Annotated in this window: 21 protein-coding genes; 9 read left to right on the top strand and 12 right to left on the bottom strand. The window is 44.2% G+C overall.

Features of this window, described 5'->3' with window-relative positions; all coding sequences use genetic code 11:
• Positions 1 to 16: 16 nt before the first annotated feature.
• The 3 genes from pstC (at position 17) to pstB (ending at position 2,672) form a co-directional block, all read left to right on the top strand.
• Positions 17 to 946 carry a phosphate ABC transporter permease subunit PstC gene (gene pstC, locus J4N42_RS21385; RefSeq protein ID WP_252032186.1) on the top strand — a complete coding sequence of 310 codons (930 nt, stop codon included), beginning with the start codon at positions 17 to 19 and terminating at the stop codon, positions 944 to 946.
• 41 nt (positions 947 to 987) lie between these two features.
• Positions 988 to 1,851, top strand: coding sequence for a phosphate ABC transporter permease PstA (gene pstA / locus J4N42_RS21380; RefSeq protein WP_252034128.1), 864 nt, complete (start codon positions 988 to 990; stop codon positions 1,849 to 1,851).
• A gap of 71 nt (positions 1,852 to 1,922) precedes the next feature.
• On the top strand, positions 1,923 to 2,672 hold the full coding sequence (gene pstB / locus J4N42_RS21375) for a phosphate ABC transporter ATP-binding protein PstB (protein WP_252032183.1): 750 nt from the start codon (positions 1,923 to 1,925) through the stop codon (positions 2,670 to 2,672).
• A gap of 129 nt (positions 2,673 to 2,801) precedes the next feature.
• On the opposite strand, the gene J4N42_RS21370 is transcribed toward pstB, so the two are convergent.
• Both J4N42_RS21370 and J4N42_RS21365 read right to left on the bottom strand, forming a co-directional pair.
• Positions 2,802 to 4,484 (bottom strand): RluA family pseudouridine synthase, encoded by a 1,683-nt coding sequence (locus tag J4N42_RS21370; RefSeq protein ID WP_252032180.1) that lies wholly within the window; start codon positions 4,482 to 4,484, stop codon positions 2,802 to 2,804.
• A 59-nt stretch (positions 4,485 to 4,543) separates the two neighbouring features.
• A complete protein-coding gene (locus tag J4N42_RS21365; RefSeq protein WP_252032178.1) occupies positions 4,544 to 4,945 on the bottom strand; it encodes a hypothetical protein in 402 nt (133 codons plus the stop codon).
• 373 nt (positions 4,946 to 5,318) lie between these two features.
• On the opposite strand from J4N42_RS21365, the gene J4N42_RS21360 reads away from it, so the two are divergent.
• Positions 5,319 to 6,236, top strand: coding sequence for a LysR substrate-binding domain-containing protein (locus J4N42_RS21360; protein WP_252032175.1), 918 nt, complete (start codon positions 5,319 to 5,321; stop codon positions 6,234 to 6,236).
• Positions 6,237 to 6,264: 28 nt separating this feature from the next.
• Here J4N42_RS21360 and J4N42_RS21355 read toward each other — a convergent pair whose 3' ends face one another.
• Entirely contained in the window at positions 6,265 to 6,777 is a 513-nt protein-coding gene (locus tag J4N42_RS21355; protein WP_252032173.1) for a putative outer membrane beta-barrel protein, read from the bottom strand.
• 161 nt (positions 6,778 to 6,938) lie between these two features.
• On the opposite strand from J4N42_RS21355, the gene J4N42_RS21350 reads away from it, so the two are divergent.
• Positions 6,939 to 7,772 (top strand): DUF6279 family lipoprotein, encoded by an 834-nt coding sequence (locus J4N42_RS21350; protein ID WP_252032170.1) that lies wholly within the window; start codon positions 6,939 to 6,941, stop codon positions 7,770 to 7,772.
• 34 nt (positions 7,773 to 7,806) lie between these two features.
• On the opposite strand, the gene nfsA is transcribed toward J4N42_RS21350, so the two are convergent.
• Both nfsA and J4N42_RS21340 read right to left on the bottom strand, forming a co-directional pair.
• Positions 7,807 to 8,529: an oxygen-insensitive NADPH nitroreductase gene (gene nfsA, locus J4N42_RS21345; RefSeq protein ID WP_252032168.1), complete on the bottom strand. Its 723-nt coding sequence runs from the start codon at positions 8,527 to 8,529 to the stop codon at positions 7,807 to 7,809.
• Entirely contained in the window at positions 8,526 to 9,335 is an 810-nt protein-coding gene (locus tag J4N42_RS21340) for a hypothetical protein (protein WP_252032165.1), read from the bottom strand. The genes nfsA and J4N42_RS21340 overlap by 4 nt, the downstream gene beginning before the upstream one ends.
• Positions 9,336 to 9,474: 139 nt before the next feature.
• On the opposite strand from J4N42_RS21340, the gene J4N42_RS21335 reads away from it, so the two are divergent.
• Both J4N42_RS21335 and J4N42_RS21330 read left to right on the top strand, forming a co-directional pair.
• Positions 9,475 to 10,245 (top strand): sulfite exporter TauE/SafE family protein, encoded by a 771-nt coding sequence (locus J4N42_RS21335; protein WP_252032162.1) that lies wholly within the window; start codon positions 9,475 to 9,477, stop codon positions 10,243 to 10,245.
• Between the two features lie 17 nt (positions 10,246 to 10,262).
• Entirely contained in the window at positions 10,263 to 11,150 is an 888-nt protein-coding gene (locus tag J4N42_RS21330) for a LysR family transcriptional regulator (RefSeq protein WP_252032159.1), read from the top strand.
• A gap of 101 nt (positions 11,151 to 11,251) precedes the next feature.
• On the opposite strand, the gene J4N42_RS21325 is transcribed toward J4N42_RS21330, so the two are convergent.
• From J4N42_RS21325 to J4N42_RS21315, 3 genes are read right to left on the bottom strand one after another with little or no spacing between them, the layout of a single operon-like run.
• Positions 11,252 to 12,226, bottom strand: a complete 975-nt coding sequence (locus J4N42_RS21325; RefSeq protein WP_252032156.1) for a TAXI family TRAP transporter solute-binding subunit — start codon at positions 12,224 to 12,226, stop codon at positions 11,252 to 11,254.
• 43 nt (positions 12,227 to 12,269) lie between these two features.
• The gene (locus J4N42_RS21320) at positions 12,270 to 13,094 is read right to left on the bottom strand and encodes a beta-keto acid cleavage family enzyme (RefSeq protein ID WP_252032153.1); all 825 of its coding nucleotides are present in this window, start codon (positions 13,092 to 13,094) and stop codon (positions 12,270 to 12,272) included.
• Positions 13,087 to 14,433, bottom strand: coding sequence for an aspartate aminotransferase family protein (locus J4N42_RS21315; protein WP_252032150.1), 1,347 nt, complete (start codon positions 14,431 to 14,433; stop codon positions 13,087 to 13,089). Before J4N42_RS21315 ends, J4N42_RS21320 begins: the two co-directional genes overlap by 8 nt.
• A gap of 543 nt (positions 14,434 to 14,976) precedes the next feature.
• Here J4N42_RS21315 and J4N42_RS21310 point away from each other — a divergent pair.
• Positions 14,977 to 15,645, top strand: a complete 669-nt coding sequence (locus J4N42_RS21310; protein ID WP_252032147.1) for a LuxR C-terminal-related transcriptional regulator — start codon at positions 14,977 to 14,979, stop codon at positions 15,643 to 15,645.
• A 272-nt stretch (positions 15,646 to 15,917) separates the two neighbouring features.
• Positions 15,918 to 16,580 carry a LuxR C-terminal-related transcriptional regulator gene (locus tag J4N42_RS21305; protein WP_252032144.1) on the top strand — a complete coding sequence of 221 codons (663 nt, stop codon included), beginning with the start codon at positions 15,918 to 15,920 and terminating at the stop codon, positions 16,578 to 16,580.
• Between the two features lie 50 nt (positions 16,581 to 16,630).
• Here the strand turns inward: J4N42_RS21305 and J4N42_RS21300 are convergent, their stop codons facing one another.
• The 4 genes from J4N42_RS21300 to J4N42_RS21285 form a co-directional block, all read right to left on the bottom strand.
• A complete protein-coding gene (locus tag J4N42_RS21300; protein WP_252032141.1) occupies positions 16,631 to 17,572 on the bottom strand; it encodes a DUF6625 family protein in 942 nt (313 codons plus the stop codon).
• 14 nt (positions 17,573 to 17,586) lie between these two features.
• Positions 17,587 to 18,882, bottom strand: a complete 1,296-nt coding sequence (locus J4N42_RS21295; RefSeq protein WP_252032139.1) for an HlyD family type I secretion periplasmic adaptor subunit — start codon at positions 18,880 to 18,882, stop codon at positions 17,587 to 17,589.
• Positions 18,875 to 20,293, bottom strand: coding sequence for an ATP-binding cassette domain-containing protein (locus tag J4N42_RS21290; protein WP_252032137.1), 1,419 nt, complete (start codon positions 20,291 to 20,293; stop codon positions 18,875 to 18,877). Before J4N42_RS21290 ends, J4N42_RS21295 begins: the two co-directional genes overlap by 8 nt.
• A 379-nt stretch (positions 20,294 to 20,672) precedes the next feature.
• Positions 20,673 to 21,449, bottom strand: coding sequence for a calcium-binding protein (locus J4N42_RS21285; RefSeq protein ID WP_252032135.1), 777 nt, complete (start codon positions 21,447 to 21,449; stop codon positions 20,673 to 20,675).
• Between the last annotated feature and the right edge of the window lie 140 nt (positions 21,450 to 21,589).

The raw sequence follows: 21,589 nt of genomic DNA, 5'->3' as shown, positions 1-21,589 counted from the left end.
ACTGTGAGATTTTCAAATGACCATCGCAAATAGTGAAAAGCTTATGAATACTGAAGCGACTCAATTGAATAAGTCAGGTCTACGCACCAAGAAGCGTGTAGATTGGAAAGAGCGTATCTTCCATGGCCTATTTTTAACCAGTGCCGTTATCGGTATTGTCTCTTTAGCAGTAATTGCTTACTTCATTGTTAAAGAAAGTATTCCAGCATTCCGAGAAGCCGGAGTTTCTGGAATTGTATTAGGCCAGGATTGGCTACCACCTGCGCTGTACGGCGTTGCAACCATGATTGTTGCGTCTGTGGTATCGACTCTAGGTGCTGTGATTGTAGGTGTTCCAATCGGCGTGCTTACAGCCATCTACATTGCGGAAATCGCACCAAAGCGTGTCGCCGACATCATCCGCCCAGCTGTTGAACTGCTTGCAGGTATCCCTTCGGTTGTATACGGATTCTTTGGATTGGTGATTATCGTTCCACTGATTCAAAACGTATTCAACGTGCCAGCGGGTAACACTATTCTCGCCGGTATTATCGTTTTGGGTGTGATGATTCTTCCAACGGTAATTACCGTCTCTGAAACGTCGATTCGTGCTGTACCAAGAACGTATAAAGAAGGTTCATTAGCACTAGGTGCTTCGAAAATTTTCACCATATTCAAGCTTCTTGTCCCTGCTGCTCGCAGCGGAATCATGACCGGCGTTATCCTTGGTATCGGTCGTGCCTTAGGTGAAACAATGGCGATCATTATGGTAATGGGTAATGCACCAGCAATGCCTGAAGGTATCTTGGATTCAGCTCGTACACTAACGGCGAACATTGCAATTGAAATGTCTTACGCAAGCGGTGTTCACGCGAATGCACTGTACGCTACGGGTGTGGTTCTGTTGGTGTTCATCATGTCGCTTAATGCGGTACTTCTATACCTAAACCGTGAGAAAGCGAGGTAATCATCATGTCACAAGTGAACAATATTTCTCAGGCTCCTCGCATGGACAAAGAAAAGCTGAAAAAAGCTCGTCAAACCAAAGACAATATTCTTAATGGCTTTGTATGGGCGGCGGCTGCAATGACGGTTGGTTTCCTATTCTGGATCATTTGGTACATCTTATCGAATGGACTACAGCATGTAGATTGGAACTTCATTACTGATAACTACACGCGTACCGGTGAAGAGCATGGTATCTTCCCTATGATTGTGTCTACGGTATACATGGTGGTAGCTTCGATTGCTGTTGCTGCGCCGCTCGGTATCATGACGGCAATCTACCTAACTGAATACGCTAAAGTGGGCAGTCGATTGGTTAAGGTTATTCGCTTCTGTACGGAATCATTAGCGGGTATTCCATCGATCATCTTCGGTCTGTTTGGTATGACATTCTTTGTGGCGATTCTTGGTCTTGGCTTCTCGATTCTATCGGGTGCACTGACACTAAGTATCCTTATCCTGCCAGTGATTATCCGTACTACGGAAGAAGCGCTAATGGCAGTGCCGCAAACATACCGCGAGGGTTCTTACGGCCTTGGCGCTTCGAAAATTTACACCATCTGGCGTTTGATTCTACCGAGTGCGATGCCAGGTATCTTAACTTCGGTCATTCTGAGTATTGGTCGTGTAATTGGTGAGTCTGCCCCTGTATTCCTGACAGCAGGTATGGTGGCACGTATTCCAGACTCTTTACTAGATTCTGGTCGTACGCTAACGGTTCACCTATACAAGCTGACTACCGAGCTATTCACTATTGAAGAGTGGAACCAAGCGTACGGTACAGCAACAGTACTTATCGTGGTCGTACTGCTTATCAACACAGTGACGAAATTAATTGCACGACGTTTCAACACAGCGACTTACTAAACCTTTCGAAGGTAAACGCTGAGCATTCAATATTGAAACCGACAGAATTGACGAATTAAGAGAAGACGAAAATGAACAAATTTAACATTGAAAACCTAGACCTGTTTTACGGTGAAAACCAAGCATTAAAATCGATCAACCTTCCAGTGCCAGAGCGTCAAGTGACTGCTCTAATCGGCCCGTCTGGCTGTGGTAAATCGACCCTATTGCGTTGTTTGAATCGAATGAATGACTTGATTGAAGGGGTGAAGATCACTGGCCGCCTAGAGATGGACGGTGATGACATCTATGGCAATATCGACGTCGCAGACCTTCGTATTAAAGTCGGAATGGTTTTCCAAAAGCCAAACCCATTCCCAATGAGCATTTACGAGAACGTGGCTTACGGCTTACGTGCACAAGGCATCAAAGACAAAAAACACATCGATGAAGTGGTTGAACGTTCTTTGCGCGGCGCGGCCTTATGGGATGAGGTAAAAGATCGTTTGAAGTCGCATGCGTTTGGTTTATCTGGTGGTCAGCAGCAGCGTTTGTGTATTGCACGCACAATTGCGATGGAACCCGATGTCATCTTAATGGATGAACCTACATCGGCGCTCGATCCAATTGCGACTCACAAAATTGAAGAGTTGATGGAAGAGTTGAAGAAGAACTACACCATCGTAATCGTGACTCACTCAATGCAGCAAGCGCGCCGTATCTCAGACCGTACTGCATTCTTTTTGATGGGTGAGTTGGTTGAACACAACGATACCCAAGTCATTTTCAGCCAGCCGCAAGATGACCGTACTCGTGGTTATGTGAATGGCGACTTTGGTTAATTAGCTTTAGGCTCAGAATTCATCTGGCACTCAGAATTATAACTATAAGCGATGGTAACTTTGCCCCTCACTAAGAGGGGCTTTTTTATAAGTGTTGATTTTTATTGGGTCGGCAAGCGAGTAGCGACTCTAAAACTCTGGGTCAGCTTGGAAGGTCATGCGCTCTTTGGTATACGGATGATCCAATACTAAAGACTCAGCATGTAGGTGTAGTCGCTGAGATTTTTTACCGTAGAGGGCATCGCCCACAATAGGCATGCCAAGGCCTAGGTGATGGGCACAGTGCATTCTTAGCTGATGGGTTCGGCCTGTTTTGGGGTGCAAGTAGAGTTTAGTTTTACCATCGTACTGGCCGATCACCTGCCAAGTGGTTTCTGCATGTTTACCGTGCTCAAAACAGACTAATTGTCTTGGGCGATCATACAAATCCCCTCGCAAAGGCAACTCAACTTTGCCTTCATTTTGGCTGAGTTCACCTTCGATTAAGGCGACATATCGTTTTTCGACACTTCGGGTGATGAATTGTTTTTGTAGGCTTTTATTTGCTCGCTTGGTCAACGCAAACACCAGTAAACCAGAAGTCGCCATATCCAATCGATGAATAACATATGGGCCTTCCACATCAGGGAAAAGCGCTTGTACTCGGGTATAGGCAGAGTCCTTAATATGCTTACCTGGTACGGACAAAAATCCGGCTGGCTTATTGACGATCACCATTGCTTCATCTTGATAGAGAATATCCAGCTCTTTGCCTTCGGCTGGGTTATCGAGCAATGGGTTATCGTCGACTTTTAACCCCTCTAGCATATGGCTCAAAATTGGATGGCATTTGCTTTGGCATGAAGGGTAGTAATGCTTATGTTGGCGAATCTCCGATTTTGGCGATATTCCCCACCAAAACTCTGCCATGGCAATTGGCTGGTAGCCGTGTAAGAAAGCGAAATGCAGTAACTTAGGCGCAGCACACTCCCCGGAGCCTGCTGGTGGTATTGGGTTATCGGTTGCTTCGAAAATGTCGATGAGGCTTTTTTCTACCCCGTTCCCGTTGAGAAAACGATATTGTTCAAACAGTTTGTGCTGTAGAGCATTCGAAAGTTCTTTACGTTTTTCTTTGAGTGCTTCTAGCTTATTGGTGATTTTCTCGAGCTCAGTTTTGGTTTGTGTTAAGCGTTGCTCCCACTCTAACTTTAAGTACTTAAGTTGGTTTTTTTCCGCGACACTTTGCCTACCTAAGTCGTCTACAAGGTTTTGCAATGCTTCAGCCGTTAAGGTGTGTTGCGCTTCTTTTCGTTGCTGCTTACGCTGTGCTCGGCTATCAATCATAGACAAACGCAATGCTTCAATGGCTTGTTCGGCCTGTTCAGTTTCGGTTTTAACTCGCGCTTCTAATTGAGCAAGTTCAGGTAACGCAGAGAGGTTGCTAACCTCGGTATTGATGTCGGTGATTTCTTGTAGCTCGGCTTTAAAAAAGCTATCACTAGATAACATGTCAAATACTGGTGGAACAAAGCCGGGAAGGTGGTTTTGATCGGCAATTTTGCCGGAAAAAGCTGAAAGAAAGCCAAGTTCACCTGCAGCGTTTTTCACCAACAAAACACCAAACATTTTGCCAGTCGCATCGTGGCTGTTTTTTTCCAACCCAAAGTCATGATTCCACTTTTGCTGAGTGCTTAAGTGACGCTGTAGTTGCTCACTAGCAAGCTCGCATAAAGGGTGCGGCTGATAATAGAAAGGAAAAGTAAAACGCTCGGGCAATGAGTATTGCGAAATATCGGCGTCGAAACGAGTAAACAGCGAGGTGGGGTTTTGCATGGCGCGGTATCAGTAGTCACGGTGTAAGGTCGGAATTGTACCCGATTACACCGCGAATACTAGCGCACATACTGGCTCTGTAAGCTGACGTACCAGTGATGTATGGTGCCATCATCTTTTTCTACCCAAAGATCATTGTGATAAGAGTAGATACGTCCGCTACTGGTGATGGAGAGTTTGTTGTCGCCAAACTCAATGACACGCACAAAAGGATCCGTGGTGACTAAAAACGGTTCAAGATCTTCGACCTTGTCATCCGAGCCTGCCAAAAAATAGTGATACTGAGTATCAGCTTCAGGATCTGTAGAAACAGTTCGATAGCCAATCACAGAGAAAGGTTCGCCTACACTTTTGTCCAATACTTGCTGTGCAAGTGTCACTTTTGCTGGCATGAACAACCAAACCGAGAAAAGGGCAGTTAGAGCAAGTAAAGAGTAAAAGCTAATTTTAAGTAATTTCATACGTATCCCGAACGTTCATTTCGGGTGGATAGTATCACTACTATACGGCGATTAAATTGATCTATAAAAAATTTACTTCGTGATTCTTAAGAGGGTTCGGGCAGATTTGCGTTACTACGCGGACTAACTGCAAAAAATAAATCACTCAGCAACAATTAATTATTTTTTCTTTCAATACTTTAACTCGACAATTATAGTTAAACTCATAAGTGATTTTGTTCAAGCTCAATTTTGAGCTCTTGGCGTGAATTATCAGACACGTTTGACCATAGTGCTAGTGTGGCCTTATTTGGTAGTGGGTAGAGGTGGTTACATTGATACTCTTATCAGGAATATTGCTGTAACTGGGGCTCGCGCTGCGAGGAGTGTTAGTGTGAAAAATACGATTGATTTAAACTTATATCGATTCTTGGATTTACTCTATGAGCAGAAATCGCAAGCTAAAGTCTGCCATACGCTAGGGATTAGCCGAGCGACGTTTAACCGTCACTTGGCAGATTGCCGTGAATTGTTCGCGAATGAACTGTTTCTGGCGACCAAAGGGATTTATCAACCGACATTGTTTACAACTCAATTGATCGCCATTGTGAAAGAGCCCCTCGAACAGTTAGAACAGGCGCAGCAGATTTCTCAATCTTTTGAGGGTGACAACGCCAATATTGACTACATATTCCATGTGGCTAACCCGCTTAGTTCATTGTTAACCGTTCCTCTGGTTCAAGGCTTAACGTCAGAGAATGTTCAGCCGAACATATCTATTGTGGATTGGTCTTTGGAGGGGGTTGAGTTTCCCCGATCTGGCAGTTTAGCGGTTGGGATTTCTGGGTACCCAAATGAACTCAACGAGCGAGTTGTTGAACGCAAACTAGGTTCACTTCAGATGTACGTCTATCTCTCTGAGGAGGTGGCAGAAGCGCACTTTGAGAGTGTAAGTCTAGAAGACTTAGAGCGTTTTGATATGGTGCGCGTATCCATGGGATCATTGGATGACAGTGCATATTATGAGCGACTTCGCCGTCGAATCGGTTTAGAACTGAAGCAAAAGTTAACCGTTGCGTCAGTACATTCTGCACTTGATTGTGTAAGGGAGAATCAATACGCGTTTGTATGTCCCCACATCGCAGAATCGTCTATTCCTAAAGGCGTGGTCAAAAAGCCAATTACGTTGGGTAAGGAACCGATGCAGTATGAAATCGGTATTCAATTCCATCGCGCCTGCTATCAGCACCCGGTAATAAATAAAATTGAAAACATCATCACTCAAAGGTTGCGTGAAATCGCAGAGAAGTAGCGGCTTCATCGGAAGCCGCTGATTCCAATTAGAAGTTCACACTTGCTGTCACTCGTACAACGTCTTCTTCGATGTCTTGGTCGTTGTACGTCTCGGACAGCTTGCCGTAGTCAACGGTTAATCCAATCATACGCCAATTGACCGTACCGCCGACCGACGGGTAAACGTTATCAAGATTAAAGTCAGCCATGCTTGAATCTTCAAACTCAACATCCGCATTCAGATAATTAATGCCTACTTTCGGAATGATATCGAACTCAGCGATCTGAAATTTGTAGCCGATGTTGGCATACAGCCCCCAAGCATCTTGGTCGTTAGGTTCTTCAAACTCAACCGCTTCTGTACCGAATGAAAAACCGCCGCCAGCCACTATGTTGTTACCAATTTCATGACTGTAGCCTAAAGTCGCGAGTGTTTGATCTCCGACTAGCGTAGCGCCTGCTTCAAATGATCGGTTACGCTCAGCTGAAAAAGCAGAGCCAGAGGCACATGCAGTCACTAGCGCGAGTGTAAGAGGTACGATGCGAAATGATTTCTTCATTGGTTTATCACTGTTTGGGTTGAAAACAAACTGATACTAAAGTGTTTCCAGTTTGCTTTTTGCGCACGCTTGGTCTCAAAAATGAGCCTGAGTACTGCAAACTCATATTGGGCTGCTATATTGAAAAGGCGAAGTGTCTTCAATGACTTAAGTGAGGGGTTATGCGTAGGTGGATGCTGTTGGTCATCAGTCTGTTTGTGGCTGGGTGTGGCACTAAGTTTGTGTATAGCAACTTGGATTGGTTCATTGTTGACTACGTTGAAGACTATATCGATTTGGAGTCGGAGCAAAAGGAAGTGTTGACCGAGCGCTTGGAGTTGCTAATGCAATGGCATCAAAGCAACGAGCTACCTTTATATACCCAACATTTAAATGAGCTCATCGCGATGGATCCTAAGCAGGTCACGCAGCAAACCTTACTCCGGCAAGAAGCTAAGTTTCGCGCTCATACCGACAGGTTAGTTAGACGTGTCGCACCGGACATTTATGCCTTATCGCAACAACTTACCGACCAGCAAGTAGAAGACTTTATTGATAGCCTAGAGGAGCGGCATAAAAAATTTCGAGACAAATATCAGGGACTCGATGATTCAGAGATTCGTCAGCGCTACCAAGAGAGGATCACCGAAAGTTTGGATAAGTGGTTAGGAAAGCTTACAGAGCAGCAGCGAGAGTATGTTTCTCTGTGGGTAGAAGAGGTTCAGATAACCACATTTGATTGGATGGATCAGCAAACTCGAATTCGCCAACAGGTTCAGGCCCTATTAGTTCAACGTGATAACCTTGCTTACTTTCAGCCGCAGTTTCATCAGTTGTTATTCGATCCAGAAGGCACCTATTCAGAAACTTTGCGTACCAAACGAGATTTCAACAAGCTCGTTGCCGATAAGTACTTAGTTGCCATTATTAATCATATGACTGAAAAGCAAACTCGTCACTTTAGGGAGGAGTTAGAAGATTGGCGAGATATCACTCTTAAACTGGCGAACAACTAAGCCAAAGAGCGATACCTTGAGTGGTAGCTAATAACTACTTTGTCGCAAGCCCCTTACCGTTCAAATAACCCAACATGTGGGGGCGAGATTCTCCCGATAACTTAGTGGTGATTTGCTCTGACCAAGTTGACTGTTTTTGGTTTGATGAACGAGAAGCGTAGTAGTCCATCATGGTTTGGTCGTATTCCTCCACCTTGTTGATATCCAGCGGTTGGTAGCTGTTTTCGTGCATGATTACCTGAGGAGACAAACGTGGTTTACGTTGAGGATCTTGCGCTGGGTGACCAAGACACATACCAAACAGTACCGCTGTGTATTTTGGTAACTCTAATAGTTCATCAACTTGCTGTGCACTATTCCTTAGCCCGCCGATATAGACGCCACCTAGCCCCATTGACTCCGCTGCGAGCAAGCAGTTCTGAGCCATGATTCCTGCATCGACAGCACCAATGAGAGTGAGCTCAGTGAATTCAGGTTTCACTTTGTCATTCATCTGTATGTGGCGTTGGAAATCGATACAGAAAACTAAAAATTCGGCAGCGCTTTCTACATAAGGCTGATTGCCCGCTAATGTTGCTAATGCTTTGCGTTTATTTGGGTCGGTGATGCGTATAACGGAGTTAACTTGTAATAGGCTCGACGAAGAAGCAGCGATACCCGCGGCGATAATGGTATCCAGTTGCTCCGCATTGATAGGTTGTTCGGTGAACTTACGAATCGAGCGATGTTCAAAGATAGTATCTAATACAGCATTCATTCTTGGCTCTCCTGTAAGGGGATGGCATCGATGGAATAAACAACCTTACCTCTTGAGGTATGCGTTTTCGTGACACGTACACCGTTGAGTTCCATTTCGTAGGGTTGTCTCTTTTTGAGTGTTTCTGAGCTTTCTACCACTAACTGACGAATGTCATCGAAGTTACTGTCTGGCGACAGTGCATTAAGCCATAGGCACTCGGCGTAGTAGAGGCTTTCTATAATGTCTGATTCTTGTTGATAGTGTTCGAGGTATTGTTGTGGGTCTATTTCCAATACCATCCGAAACACTTCTTCTTGCGCTTTAGGATTTTCAATCGCAACAATCATCAGGTTCATAAAGTGATCTGGGTAGTCATACAGATAGACATTGAATTTGGCACCTATTTGATCGTAGGCGTAGGCATAATCCGAAGGAGTATGGATATCCATAATGGCCTCTAGGCTACCCGGTCGAGGAGGCGCACTGGCTAACCACCGCTGCAAGTCGTCTGCTTGCTCGGCTGACAGTTGAGAGTGGTACTCTTGTACCGATTTTTCTATGACCTGCCTGTGATCGACTTTTATTCGTGGTGCGAGCAGTTCGGCGTTGGTGTTATAAGTGGTAAAAACGTCTTTTGCTGATAGCCCTGTTGTCGCCACTTGCCAATCGAATGCTTCATTTTCAATGACCACGACGTTGGCAGCAACGGGCTCAGTAATTGTCTCATCCGAAGTCGGATCGGGTGTCGTACACCCGACCACGAGCGATAGAACACCGCCAGCAAAGAGTAAACGCCTGAGCAAAATTGTTGAGGGAAACTTCATGTATCTTCCTGATATTGGCGAATCTCTATCCATTTGATTTCTAAACTAACACATTCGTTATTAAGGTAAAGTCTCGGTTCACCTTATCTCAATATCCGTGTATGTTGGTGATTGTGTACAATCATGAAACAGGACGATTATGATTTTGGAGTGGGTGCTGTTGTTTGCGGCCGGTGTATTAGGCGGGATCATGAACTCGATCGCAGGTGGAGGAAGTTTCATTACTTTCCCTATGCTGATGGGTGTCGGCGTTCCGCCGATCGCAGCGAATGCGACCAATACGTTCGCTGTTTGCGCGGGTTACTTGAGCGGTACTTACGGTTTTCGTCACGATATTAAGCACTCAAAGAATCAGCTAATACTGATTACTGTTCTGAGTCTAATTGGCGGTGCGATAGGCGCTTATTTACTGCTTAACACACCAGAAGAATTGTTCTTAGAGGCGATTCCTTGGTTACTGCTTTTTGCCACTGTCTTATTTATCTTTGGTGCGCAGCTTAACGGTTTAGCGAAAAAATTGGTTTCATCTCACCAGCATGCCAGTAAGGCTGGTGGTTTAGCGTTAGGGTGCTTTCTCATTCTGGTTTCGGCTTACGGCGGCTTTTTTAATGCAGGCCTTGGAGTCATTGTGCTGAGCTATCTTGCGCTGGCGGGTTATCAAAATATCAATCTAATGAACGGACTGAAATTACTGGTATCGTCTTGTGTTTCTTTAGTCGCGATTGCTATTTTTGTTTATGACGGTGTCATTGATTGGCCTAGAGGAATCGCGGTGTTATTCGGTACATTAGTGGGGGGATATGTTGCAGCAAGAGTGTCTCGACGGGTTCCTCAGCACTATGTCCGATGGCTAATTATTGGCTCTAGCCTTGCGATCACAGGCTATTTTTTCTACCAAACTTACCTATAAACGGATGGGTCGATTGAATGATCAAAGGCAGTGAATACCCTTCTCATAAAGCGCTGAGAACGTTTATTTCAGTGGCTAACTCACTTAGCTTTTCTCAAGCTGCGCAGGAGTTATGTGTCACTCAGAGTGCTGTGAGTAAGCAGATCGCTTCGTTGGAGCTGCAACTAGGACAAGCACTGTTCGAGAGGCATGCTAATGGCATTACGCTGACTGTAGCTGGGAAGCATTACTTACCTAAAGTAACGGAAGCGTTAGAAGCAATACAGTACGCCACGGCAAGTGTGTTACAAAGTGGTCAGGCACAGGGGTTACTTAGAGTAAACGTCACCCCTTCATTTGCTAACCTTTGGCTCATCCCAAACATTCGTCGCTTTCATCAGACGCATTCTAAGCTTCAAGTCTCGGTGACAACAGGAGATGGACAGGTCAAAGAGTCTCTTTCGAATGCGGATATTATGGTGCGATGCTTGCCTTTATCCAAACATTACGACAATGCTCATTTGCTTTGCGAAGAAGAGTTGGTCTTAACAGCGGAGGCAAACACCAAAAATATCGAAAGTATCGATGAGTTAGCAAAGCTGTCGTTTATTCCTCAAATTACTCGCCCTCAGTTATGGGAGCAGCTTCGATATGAGTTGGGACTAGAGCAAGACCCTACTTACTATCCTGTAGGTTTTGAGCATTTCTACTTGACGCTAGAAACGCTCAAAAAAGAGGGAGGACTAGCGCTTTTACCACGCTTTATGGTCAATAGCGCACTGGAGGAAGAGACGTTGAGTAACCCGATGCGAGTCAGTTTTATGAGTGGCTACGGCTATTATTTAATTGTGCCGAACTATCGAATGGCTTCGCGCCCGGTGTATGATTTTGTTGAATGGCTTAAAAGCGAGTTTGAGCTGAAATGAGCTTTCCTTAGCAGTTCCATGCCGTGACTTCTCTTGACTGAAGAGCAGGTAAACAAAAAAGCCTTAAGCATTGCTTAAGGCTTTTGTCGTTTGTAAGAGAGTTATTTAATTAACCCAACTTCTCGATAGTATTTTTCAGCGCCTGGATGTAACGGTGCTGAAAGGCCATCTTTTACCATTTGTTCTTTCTTTAATACGGCGAAGGCAGGGTGAAGCTTCTTAAAGTCATCGAAGTTTTCAAACACCGCTTTTACTATCTCGTACACCACTTTTTCTGGTACAGCAGTAGAAGATACGAAAGTTGCACCAACACCGAAGGTCATGGTGTCCATATCATTGCCTTTGTACATACCACCAGGTACGGTCGCGATACGATAGAAGCTATTGTCTGCCACTAAGCTATCGACTTTTGGCCCGGCAACAGTTACAACTTTACTCTCACACGATGTGGTCGCTTCTTTGATTGCGCCACTAGGGTGCCCAACGGTATAAACCATCGCATCGATTTTGTTATCACACAGCGCTTTGGATTGCTCCGATGCTTTCAACTCGGAAACCAGCTTAAAGTCTTTTTCGGTCCAACCATATTGCTTCATCAGCACTTCCATAGTGCCTCGCTGACCAGAGCCTGGGTTACCAATGTTTACACGTTTACCTTTCAAGTCCTCAAAGGTTGAAATACCCGCGTCCGCTCGAGCGACGACGGTAAAAGGTTCTGGGTGGACTGAAAAGACGGCACGAAGATCTTTGAAGGCGCCGTTATCAGCAAACTTGCTGGTGCCATTGTATGCGTGATATTGCCAATCTGATTGAGCGATGCCGAGATCGAGTTCACCAGCACGAATGGTATTGATGTTGTAAATCGAACCACCGGTACTTTCAACGGAGCAGCGAATGCGGTGCTCTTTTCTAGACTTATTGACCAAACGACAAATTGCCCCTCCCGTTGGATAATACACCCCCGTAACGCCACCCGTTCCTATCGTGACGAAAGTATCCTGTGCCGATGCTGAAAACGAAGCGCCGAGGGCTACCGATGCTGCGGCTGCGGTTATCAGAGACTTGAGTTGTTTCATGATCCATCCTTATCATATGTTGTAGCTCTTAAACTGTACGGGCCTAAACGGAACACAGTGACTGTTTAAATTCCTTAGCCTGGTAGGTTTGTATGTCGAGCTGAGCAAGTGTTGCTTTTAGGTATTCAACCTGATGGGCATTGTTTGGAGCTAGTTTCCCATCAATGGTATGAAGATTGTTTTCAAATCCTACTCTTATATCTTGTCCCAATAGGGCTGATGTCACCAAGCACTGGGCTTCTGAACGCCCGAATGCACAGACGGCTCGTCGAATAGAGCTCTCATGCTCTAATGGTGCGAGCATGGGTAGGAGATCCTTCGGCGAAGATTGCAAACCTTGTTGATATCTACCTAAGACTAGCAAAAGGTGATGATTTTGCTTGGGAATGACGCCAGTTGTGACATAAGACAAGTATCGTTTTACATCTTCAGGAGAATACAGAATGTACTGGCTGATGATGTTTTCATTTGTAACCCAATGGAAAAATTCACTCGCGACCTGAACGTGCTGCTCATGGGGAACGAGTTCCTTTAAAGCAAAAGAGGCTGCCGGAGGTCGTGTATGTCTAATCAAATCCATCTGTTGCTCTGGGGAGAACTTACCGATGGCTTCTGTGGTCAATTGGATGAGAATAGAATCGCCAACCTCTGCTTGAACTGCATCAAGCAAGCGTTGATTGTCAGCTACGGCTAAACTATGAGCGCCTTGCTGATCTCTTGCATGCAAATGGACCATGGCCGCCCCCGCGTCTCGGCAGGCGACAACTTCGTTAACGATTTCACTGATCGTCATTGGTAAACATTGATGATCTGCCTTGGTTTTGTGTGCGCCATTAGGAGCGACGATAATTCCAATTTTGTTAGTCATGGGTAAGTTCCGGCAAGTCAGAGAACACTTGTTCAAGCGTTAAACTTAGTTTATCAACGAGTATCTCGATTTCAGCTTCAGTGATGATATATGGCGGTGCGAGCAAAATATGATCACCTTGTTTGCCATCAATTGTGCCACCCATTGGGTAAACCATAAGACCATTGGCCATCGCTTGAGACTTGATGCGTTTATTGAGCTGAAGTTGCGGGTTATACGGACGTTTGGATGGCCTATCCTCAACCAGCTCAATACCAATGAATAACCCTCTACCGCGTATATCGCCAAGATAAGGGAGCTCGCCTAAACGTTCATGTAAGGTGTTTTTCAGTAACACACCCTTGGTTCTCACCTGTTCAAGCAAGTGGTCTTCCAATATTGTTTTTACTGTTGCGACACCAGCTGCACTCGCCATTGGATGAGCCATAAAGGTGTGACCGTGTTGAAAGTAGCCACTGCCATCATGGAAAGCTTGGTATATCTGGTCGCTAACCAGCACAGCACCAATTGCTTGATAACCCGCAGCTAAGCCTTTAGCTATGGTCACAATGTCTGGAACGATGTTCTCCTGCTCAAATGCGTAGAATGAGCCTGTTCTTCCAACACCGCACATCACTTCGTCCAGTATTAGTAATACATTGTATTTGGTGCAAATTTCACGAATTCTAGCAAAGTAGCCTTCAGTGGGGACTAATGCCCCCGAGGTTGCCCCGACTACGGGCTCTGCGATAAAAGCCATGACGCTATCTGGCCCGAGTTCCAGAATGCGCTTCTCTAACTCATTAGCGGTCCTTTCTGAATACTCAGCGACTGACTCATTGGTGTACTGTTCTCTATAAGGGTAACAAGGTGAAATGTGGTGGCTGGTGGTCAATAGCGGCTCATAGGGCTCCCGGCGCCACATATTCCCCCCAACGGATAAAGCTCCCAGTGTATTGCCATGGTAACTTTGCTTTCTTGAAATGATGTGGCGTTTACTGTTTTGGCCTAGTTCTACAAAGTACTGGCGTGCCATTTTTATCGCTGATTCCACTGCTTCAGAACCACCACTGACAAAGTAAGCGTGGTTTAAATTGTCCGGCGCTAAGCCACATAACAGTTGCGCAAGCTCCTCACTGCTTTGATTCGAAAAAAAGCCAGTATGCGCATAAGGGATAGAATCGAGCTGCTCAGTGATGGCTTGCTTTACTCGCGGAGCGTTATGCCCTAAGCAGGAAACGGCTGCGCCACCGCATGCATCTAGGTACTGTTTACCCGTTGTGTCGTATAGGTAACTACCTTGGCCATGAGAAATTTGTGGCAGCTTAGATTTGCAGTGACGATGAAGAATATGGCTCATGAATTGGATTTCCGTATTGACCTAATAATGCACAGCGCTAGCCTGTGTCCGCTCGCAATATATTCGGGGTTAGTTTATGAATTGACAAATGAGCATATTTCAATGGGTATTCCGCTAGGGAATAGCTAATTAAGTATGACTCCCAATCGTTAAGTCATTTCATTGTTTGATTCGGAGAGTAGGTCGAAAGTACTACCGAATGTGACTCACCTTTTATACTGAGTGTGACTTTTTTCTTACAGATTCAGTATGGAACAAGCTATTTTATTGTTTTATGCATTAAAAACAGTGGCTTACTTGGTTTGGTGTGATGGTTGGTCATACGTCAAAGCTTTGTACCTGTGCCGTTCGCTCGTAGCGGTAGAACGTCAATAAATATGACTATTCTTGAAAGTGAGAACGTTATTTAAGGTATTGATAAATAATAAGTAATAGGTCGCGATTGAAATGCATATTGACTTGTGTGAGAGGGCTCCATTGACATATTGGCTCTAAACGATAGTTTTAGAAATATAGTTTGAAAATAAAATGAGGAGAATAAGCATGGACGAGCCAATGCGTACCAATATTACTCTGTTGTCAGAGTTGAGTATGCAATCCAATTTATTAAAGGAATCACTAGAATCTAATTTGGATGTGACCGTTAATATTACACCTTTCTCCTCTGTAGTTGATAAAAATGTTATTACTAGGCCGATCAGCAATATAGTGTTAATTGATTTTTCCCATATAAATGATGAGGACTTTTTAACATACACACAGCTTCGCAGTCAGTCCTCAGGTGTGATTAAGGAAGTGCTAATTAATTGTCCTAGTGATATACAGTCATCAAGACTATTTAAATGGCGCGATTTAGTCGGTGTATTTTATATCGAGGATGATATTCGTTGTTTTGCTAAAGGAATGACAAAAATCCTATCAGATGAGATGTGGTTGTCTCGTAAGGTTGCTCAAGACTACATACAACATTTTAGAGGGACTAATACGGTATCTACATCTCAAGCCTATAAGCAGCTAACTAAAAGAGAAAAGCAGATAATTCAACTGCTTGGGCATGGTGCTTCCAACATCCAAATCGCTCAAGAGTTGTTTGTAAGTGAAAATACAGTGAAAACACACCTGCACAATATTTTTAAGAAAATTAATGCTAAAAATAGACTACAAGCTCTACTTTGGGCTAACAACAATATAGGTATTGAAGAGCGAGCCTAAGCATTTTAACGAGTGCCACCAATCAGATTCAAACATTTAAAGGTGCTAATTGATGATTAGCACCTTTTTATTTCTTGTCAGACCTCTTACTTGTCGTAAATAACTAAATTGTCAGTATCAATAATGAGAATTTAAATTATTGTCACTGATAATGTTATATGTTGTGTGAATGTTAGTATATATTTGAGCTTGCTTTGGCTTATGGTATGAGAAACAACTTAGCTGAAGCTTATTTAAAGTATTGAAAGTATTAGGTATTGGTTAGGGAAGATATGAAAGAACTAAGCATGGATATCGTTGCTACTCGCGTGAACATTCTGATGATGACGCAATATAGCCTTCAGAGCGAAAATTTTCGTCAGATGTTACAGGAGGCTACAGGACTCTCTATCTCTTCCGTTGATCCTACTCGGAAAATGGACGTCGCATCGATTCCGGAAAATAGTATCGTGATAATCGATATCTCAGTGTCTAATCTGCTAGAAGAAATCGTCAAGATAGTTAAAGAGTCAGATAAAGTTGTTGGTACGGTATTGTTTAATGCTGAAGAGGACATGAGTGTAGAAGACGTTCTCAGTTGGAAGTCATTACGCGGTACTTTTAGTGCTAGAGACTCGCTCCCACAGGTATGCCAAGGGCTAAAAGCGATCGCTAACGGCGACAACTGGTTGCCGCGTAAGATCATTAATAAGCTCATCAGTTACTACGAGCTAAATATCAATAGCTCACAAGACTTGGGCTATTTAGGAACGGATTTGACTCGTCGTGAACTAGAGATCTTAGAATCTTTAAAGACTGGTGGTTCGAATATAGAAATCGCTGATTCGCTGTTCGTGAGCGAGCATACTATTAAGTCACACTTGTATAATATTTTTAAGAAGCTAGAAGTGAAGAACCGCACTCAGGCAATGGCTTGGGCAAGGAAGCACTTATAGTAAGCTCATAGAAAATAAAGGAAAAAGGGTCGCTCTATGCAACCCTTTTTTTAGCTTGCCAGTTTAAGTGCCTTGTTTAGCACCTTAGAGGATAACCCTTTAAAGTTCTGATAGTTTCCTCTGAATTTGTTTTTTAATGTGTATAGCGTCGAACCATAATCCTCGGAGAAGTGAAAGCCGTTTCGATCGATAATATATTGGTTAGGTATCTCTCCCCACTCTGGAATAGTGAAAGATGCCAAGCCCTTTTCTGAGATTAGGTGGTAGTATGCGAACTCTCGCCCATCTTGCTGAGATATGCGTTTCTGGCTGACATGAACTCGCTCCCCGTCAAATATCTTTTCTTTGATAACACGTTCACTAAAATAGGCATTAATCTCACCTTGTTCGTGTGCGGCTTTCACAAGGTAGGTGAGCGAGTGCTTTTGATCCAAATCGAAGATATTGGCTCCTGACCTTAGTTGTTTATAAAGGCCATGACATTCATCAAATGCGAAGTGTTTGGAAGATTCAAGGATTTCACGCCACGCAACACTCTTCTTATACAGCTCGTTGACTTTGGCGATGTTTTTGAAAATGGATAGGGAGCCAGACATCCAGTGAGGCAACATACTAATAGTATCGAACTGCGCCCAGTCGTTGGGTAACTGATGAAATACGTCACCATAGATGACATCGATGTCACCGGTAGCCCAATGGGAATATCCCTGAAGTTCGTCTGAAAAAATGTCACCAAATGCAGGTCTAAAATCACAGAGTTTTCCTGGCTTGGTGATGTTAGTTTGAATACTCAGCGTTTGCTCGATCTTATTAATCAGAGCTTGCTGCGACATAGCCAGTACTTGAAAGTTACTCGGCAGTGATGAAGGCATTTCTATATCAGTGATAAATATGACCTGCAGCTGTTCGTTGCCTGCTAAACTATTGAGATAGAAAGGGAAGTAGTTTGGTAGCTTCCCATAGTAGGGGATCAGTAGCGCAACTTGGTGCATCGTGTCATCCTTGGCTAATAGTCGGAGTCTCTGAATGCTCGATTCAGAGAAATCAGTAATGGGTTAAGTAAATAATCGGCGACAGTACGTTCGTCGAGTAGAATGAGTACCTCAGCGGGCATACCAGGGTAGAGCTTGATGTGGCTATTTTGCTGGACGGTTTCCATATCGAGTTCGACATTAATGGTATAACTCGCCGTATCCGTTGAGTCGTCGGTAATACTGTCTGCTGATATGTAGACAACCTTGCCCGATATAGGTAATAAACGTCGGTAGTTATAAGAAGTGAGTCGGACCTCAGCGGTTTGCCCTAACTTAAGGGTATCGATATCAGAAGGGGTCACATTGGCTTCAACGATCAATTGGCTGTCTACTGGTACGATCTCCATTAGCACTTCGCCGCTTGAAACTATGCCACCCAGAGTGTTGACGTTGAGCTCAACCACTTTGCCATTAATTGGGCTGACTACCGTAGAACGAGCGAGCTCTTCCTGTGCTTGCAGTAGATGCTCTTTGAGCTCAATGATATCTCGCTCTGCAATCTCTAGCTCTTCAGACGCTTCTTTTATAAATTCGAGTCTAAGGTTAGCAATACTTTGCTGAGCTTCAGCAATGACAAGTTCTTCGCGAGCCATGACGGCATCGTAGTCATCGATTCGTCTCTGGATGTCCAATCGTTCACGCTGAGACAACAGCATTTGATCTTTGGATGCATAGCCTTTCTTTAGTAGTTTAGAAAGCATGGTGACCTGCTCGTCCAAAATGACCAGAGCCTTTTTGTCAACTTTAGCTCTTGCTACGTAGGAGTTGAGATTTTGTTTGGCTTGTTCAACTTGCTTTTGTGCGATCTGAATTGCACCCTCTAACGCTTCATGGCGAATCTGCTTTAGTTTGGTTTGGGTGGCGATAGCTTGAGTAATAAGAGGGTCATCTTGCTCTAAGCTTGCTTTAAAAGCGATATCGTTTGTTTCACTTATCTCGGATTGAAGCCGATTGTATTTTGCTAGTGCATTATAATAACGGGATTTTATCTGAAGATAGCGTGTTTTAGCTTTAGTCGGATTCAGAGACAGTAAAGGTTCTCCCACTGCAACCAATTGGCCTTCTTTGATATAAATGTCTTCGATTATGCCACCGTCGAGGTGCTGCACTTTTTTTCGGTTACCTTCTACAATGACTTGCCCAGGAGCGATGGCCGCGCTGCTAAGGGGCGCAAAGTAGATCCAGCTAAATACCACTCCACCGCCTATGCACAAGGTGAATAAGCCCAATTTAATCCAGTGTTGAACTGTTAGTGTCGTACTAGCCATGATTAGAGGCCTTTTTCATGTGAATACTCTGCGCTTGGGCCAGTTTTTTGGTGGGCGTATTGGATTTGATGGTGCCATCTTCTAGCAGTACGATGTGGTCTGAAAGCCCAAGAAGACTAGAGTGACTTGTGGCAAACAGTGTTGTGAGACCATCTCGTTTACGCTGAAGAATCAAGGCTTGGAGTAGCTTTTCACCGTTCGGGCCAAGAAAAGCGTCTGGCTGATCCAATATCAATAGTTTAGGTGACTCATAGATGGCTCTTGCTAACAGCAATTTGTGGTATTCGGACGTTGAAGGAACCAAATCTTTATTGAGATCTGTTTCATAACCTTTAGGCCACTTTAGGATTCTTTCGTGTATCCCTAGTTTTTGACAAGCGATATATGCCTTATTGGGGTCGTGGTTAATCTTAAATCCAGAGAGATTTTCCATTACCGTTCCTGACAAAAACTTGGACTGGCTAGAGTAATAGCCTAGTACATCAGATTGGTTTTCCGAGTACCATTGCTGATATGAGGCTCCGTCTAATCTTACCTGCCCTAGGTTCGGATGTATTAGTCCAGCCAGTGCTTTGAGTAAGGTACTTTTCCCGCATCCAGATTCACCAACAATAGCGATACATTGACCAGCGGCAATATTGAGATTGATCCGAGACAGGAAAGGCGAGCTACTATTTGGATAGAGAAGCATGACATTTTCAGCGGTGAGTTGGCCGTTTGCGTCTGGTAACGTAGCGTCAGCAGGTAAGCTTTTGCTGATGTCGGTAATTTTGCTCAATTGACGCCAGTATTTTAAAGCGCTTAACCATGCATTAAGGCTTGTCACCATAGACTCATATGGTGCAAACACTCGGCTGGCCAGCATGGTTGCAGCAATCATGGCACCTGCAGTAAGTTCACGTTCAACCACCAGAGAAGCACCAATTGCGACAATCGCTATTTGCGCTAGTGCTCGGAAAAACTTGGTATAACTAAGGATATTGGTGGTTTTTGATAACGCTGAGGTGACTTTTTGGTATCCATGTTCATCCTGCAGGCGGCTTTTTTCAGCAATGGTATTTATTAACCCATGAGCTCTAATGGAATCAGTATCATGGATAGAATCGAATGCTACATTGGTGTGTGAGGTTGCCTGTTTAAATCGATAATTTACTAGCGATAGTAAAACTAACAGCGAGATAACTGAAAGACATATCACACCATAAATAGGGTGCAAACCTGTAAGAAACAATAGTAGAAGTGGTGTCCATGGTAGATCAAACAAAGGACCTAATGACGAGGACAGAGCGCTGCGCACTCCCTGCATCAACTTAATGACTTCAGGCCGATTTGTGTTTTTATCTTGATGGCTGTGCTGGATTGAGGCGCTGAAAACGCTGGTGCCAATTTGATGGCTCCAACTTGCACTCATGGAAAGTAACATCCTATTTCTTATCCAGTCGATCAACGTATGTAGAACAACGAAAGCAATGGCGATTGCAGTAAGTAGCCATAGTGTATCGAGGCTTTGGGACGTCAGAACTCGATCGAAGACTTGTAATGAGTAAAAGGGCAGTGCTAATACAAACAAATTAATGAAAAAAGAAAACACCAATACCCAGATAACCTGCTGACGCAATATTCTGGTGGCTTTAGCAAAATTTTCTTGAAAATTCAGCTTTGTGTTTGTCTTAGCTTCTGAACTGGGGGTAGATCGCAAAGTCTGTCCCTCGACTTCCGGTAGTGTTAAACGCAGAAAAGGTGAAGGGTAACCCTTCACCTTGTATTTCAAATATTCGGCTTACAACCGCTTATACTGGCGCCATATCTACTAGTGATTCACCGCCAACGGTGATTTCACTTTCAGATAGGTCTGTAATAATCGTAACGGTGTTTTCACCTTCACCAAATGTGAACGCGTGCAGATCAATTTTGCCATCAGGTACAAATGACAGGCCTAACATTTCAATGTAGGCATCTTCCAGATCGCCAGTGATATCTTCTGAGCTAAACTGCAGCTCTCCAGAATCAGAAAACTTGCGAATCCCTTCTAACGATAAGCCTTCAAGCCCAACAGCAAGCAAGGTATTGTCGGTATCTGGTGTTTCTTCGTTGCCATCGTCTTGAGATTGTCCCATGATGCTTGATAGGCTTACATTGGCGTACACAGGCTCGTCACCGTAACCGACGATGCCTTCAATGCCACGCGCCTGGCTTACGAAATCAAAGGTGTCTGTATCTTCAGTATCGTTCTTGACGTAAACCACATCAAACCCTTTACCACCTGCAACCATTTTGTCGTCTAGCGTGGCAACAATGCGGTCGTTACCTTTTGCGCCGAATAAGCTATCTTGACCAACACCACCTTGGATGAGGTCATCACCGGCACCGCCTGTAATGTAGTCATGTCCAGTGTTACCAATCAATACGTTATTGTCGCTGTTACCTTCGATTGTGTCATCGCCACTTAGGCCCAATACAACATCACCAGCTTCGGCACTAGTGATTACGTCATCACCTTGTGTACCGCTAACAGCTTCTACATCTCCAACAGCAGCTTTAAGATCTTCGTATACGTTGTTGAACATAATTCGTCCTCTCTGAATTTCCTTGTAATTTATAGATAAACAACCGTTTTCTGTCCGAATATGTCGGCATGCTTTGGAGTTTATGTTTAGAAGTACTAACCAATGACATTCATATTCAAACGACAAGAGTATTCTAGCCA

Origin of the sequence: Vibrio sp. SCSIO 43135 (genome assembly GCF_023716665.1) — a bacterium.
GTDB lineage: Bacteria > Pseudomonadota > Gammaproteobacteria > Enterobacterales > Vibrionaceae > Vibrio > Vibrio paucivorans.
Note: the sequence above shows the minus strand (reverse complement) of the source record. Positions and strands in the feature narration are given on the sequence as shown.

What these genes read in the sequence shown, in the direction of transcription:
- J4N42_RS21285 (WP_252032135.1), bottom strand. Translation starts at nt 21,449, where the DNA reads ATGTTCAACAACGTATACGAAGATCTTAAAGCTGCTGTTGGAGATGTA.
- J4N42_RS21325 (WP_252032156.1), bottom strand. Translation starts at nt 12,226, where the DNA reads ATGAAACAACTCAAGTCTCTGATAACCGCAGCCGCAGCATCGGTAGCC.
- J4N42_RS21355 (WP_252032173.1), bottom strand. Translation starts at nt 6,777, where the DNA reads ATGAAGAAATCATTTCGCATCGTACCTCTTACACTCGCGCTAGTGACT.
- J4N42_RS21330 (WP_252032159.1), top strand. Translation starts at nt 10,263, where the DNA reads ATGATCAAAGGCAGTGAATACCCTTCTCATAAAGCGCTGAGAACGTTT.
- J4N42_RS21315 (WP_252032150.1), bottom strand. Translation starts at nt 14,433, where the DNA reads ATGAGCCATATTCTTCATCGTCACTGCAAATCTAAGCTGCCACAAATT.
- J4N42_RS21340 (WP_252032165.1), bottom strand. Translation starts at nt 9,335, where the DNA reads ATGAAGTTTCCCTCAACAATTTTGCTCAGGCGTTTACTCTTTGCTGGC.
- J4N42_RS21320 (WP_252032153.1), bottom strand. Translation starts at nt 13,094, where the DNA reads ATGACTAACAAAATTGGAATTATCGTCGCTCCTAATGGCGCACACAAA.
- J4N42_RS21295 (WP_252032139.1), bottom strand. Translation starts at nt 18,882, where the DNA reads ATGGCTAGTACGACACTAACAGTTCAACACTGGATTAAATTGGGCTTA.
- pstB (WP_252032183.1), top strand. Translation starts at nt 1,923, where the DNA reads ATGAACAAATTTAACATTGAAAACCTAGACCTGTTTTACGGTGAAAAC.
- J4N42_RS21365 (WP_252032178.1), bottom strand. Translation starts at nt 4,945, where the DNA reads ATGAAATTACTTAAAATTAGCTTTTACTCTTTACTTGCTCTAACTGCC.
- nfsA (WP_252032168.1), bottom strand. Translation starts at nt 8,529, where the DNA reads ATGAATGCTGTATTAGATACTATCTTTGAACATCGCTCGATTCGTAAG.
- J4N42_RS21305 (WP_252032144.1), top strand. Translation starts at nt 15,918, where the DNA reads ATGAAAGAACTAAGCATGGATATCGTTGCTACTCGCGTGAACATTCTG.
- J4N42_RS21290 (WP_252032137.1), bottom strand. Translation starts at nt 20,293, where the DNA reads ATGAGTGCAAGTTGGAGCCATCAAATTGGCACCAGCGTTTTCAGCGCC.
- J4N42_RS21310 (WP_252032147.1), top strand. Translation starts at nt 14,977, where the DNA reads ATGGACGAGCCAATGCGTACCAATATTACTCTGTTGTCAGAGTTGAGT.
- pstA (WP_252034128.1), top strand. Translation starts at nt 988, where the DNA reads ATGGACAAAGAAAAGCTGAAAAAAGCTCGTCAAACCAAAGACAATATT.
- pstC (WP_252032186.1), top strand. Translation starts at nt 17, where the DNA reads ATGACCATCGCAAATAGTGAAAAGCTTATGAATACTGAAGCGACTCAA.
- J4N42_RS21300 (WP_252032141.1), bottom strand. Translation starts at nt 17,572, where the DNA reads ATGCACCAAGTTGCGCTACTGATCCCCTACTATGGGAAGCTACCAAAC.
- J4N42_RS21350 (WP_252032170.1), top strand. Translation starts at nt 6,939, where the DNA reads ATGCGTAGGTGGATGCTGTTGGTCATCAGTCTGTTTGTGGCTGGGTGT.
- J4N42_RS21370 (WP_252032180.1), bottom strand. Translation starts at nt 4,484, where the DNA reads ATGCAAAACCCCACCTCGCTGTTTACTCGTTTCGACGCCGATATTTCG.
- J4N42_RS21335 (WP_252032162.1), top strand. Translation starts at nt 9,475, where the DNA reads ATGATTTTGGAGTGGGTGCTGTTGTTTGCGGCCGGTGTATTAGGCGGG.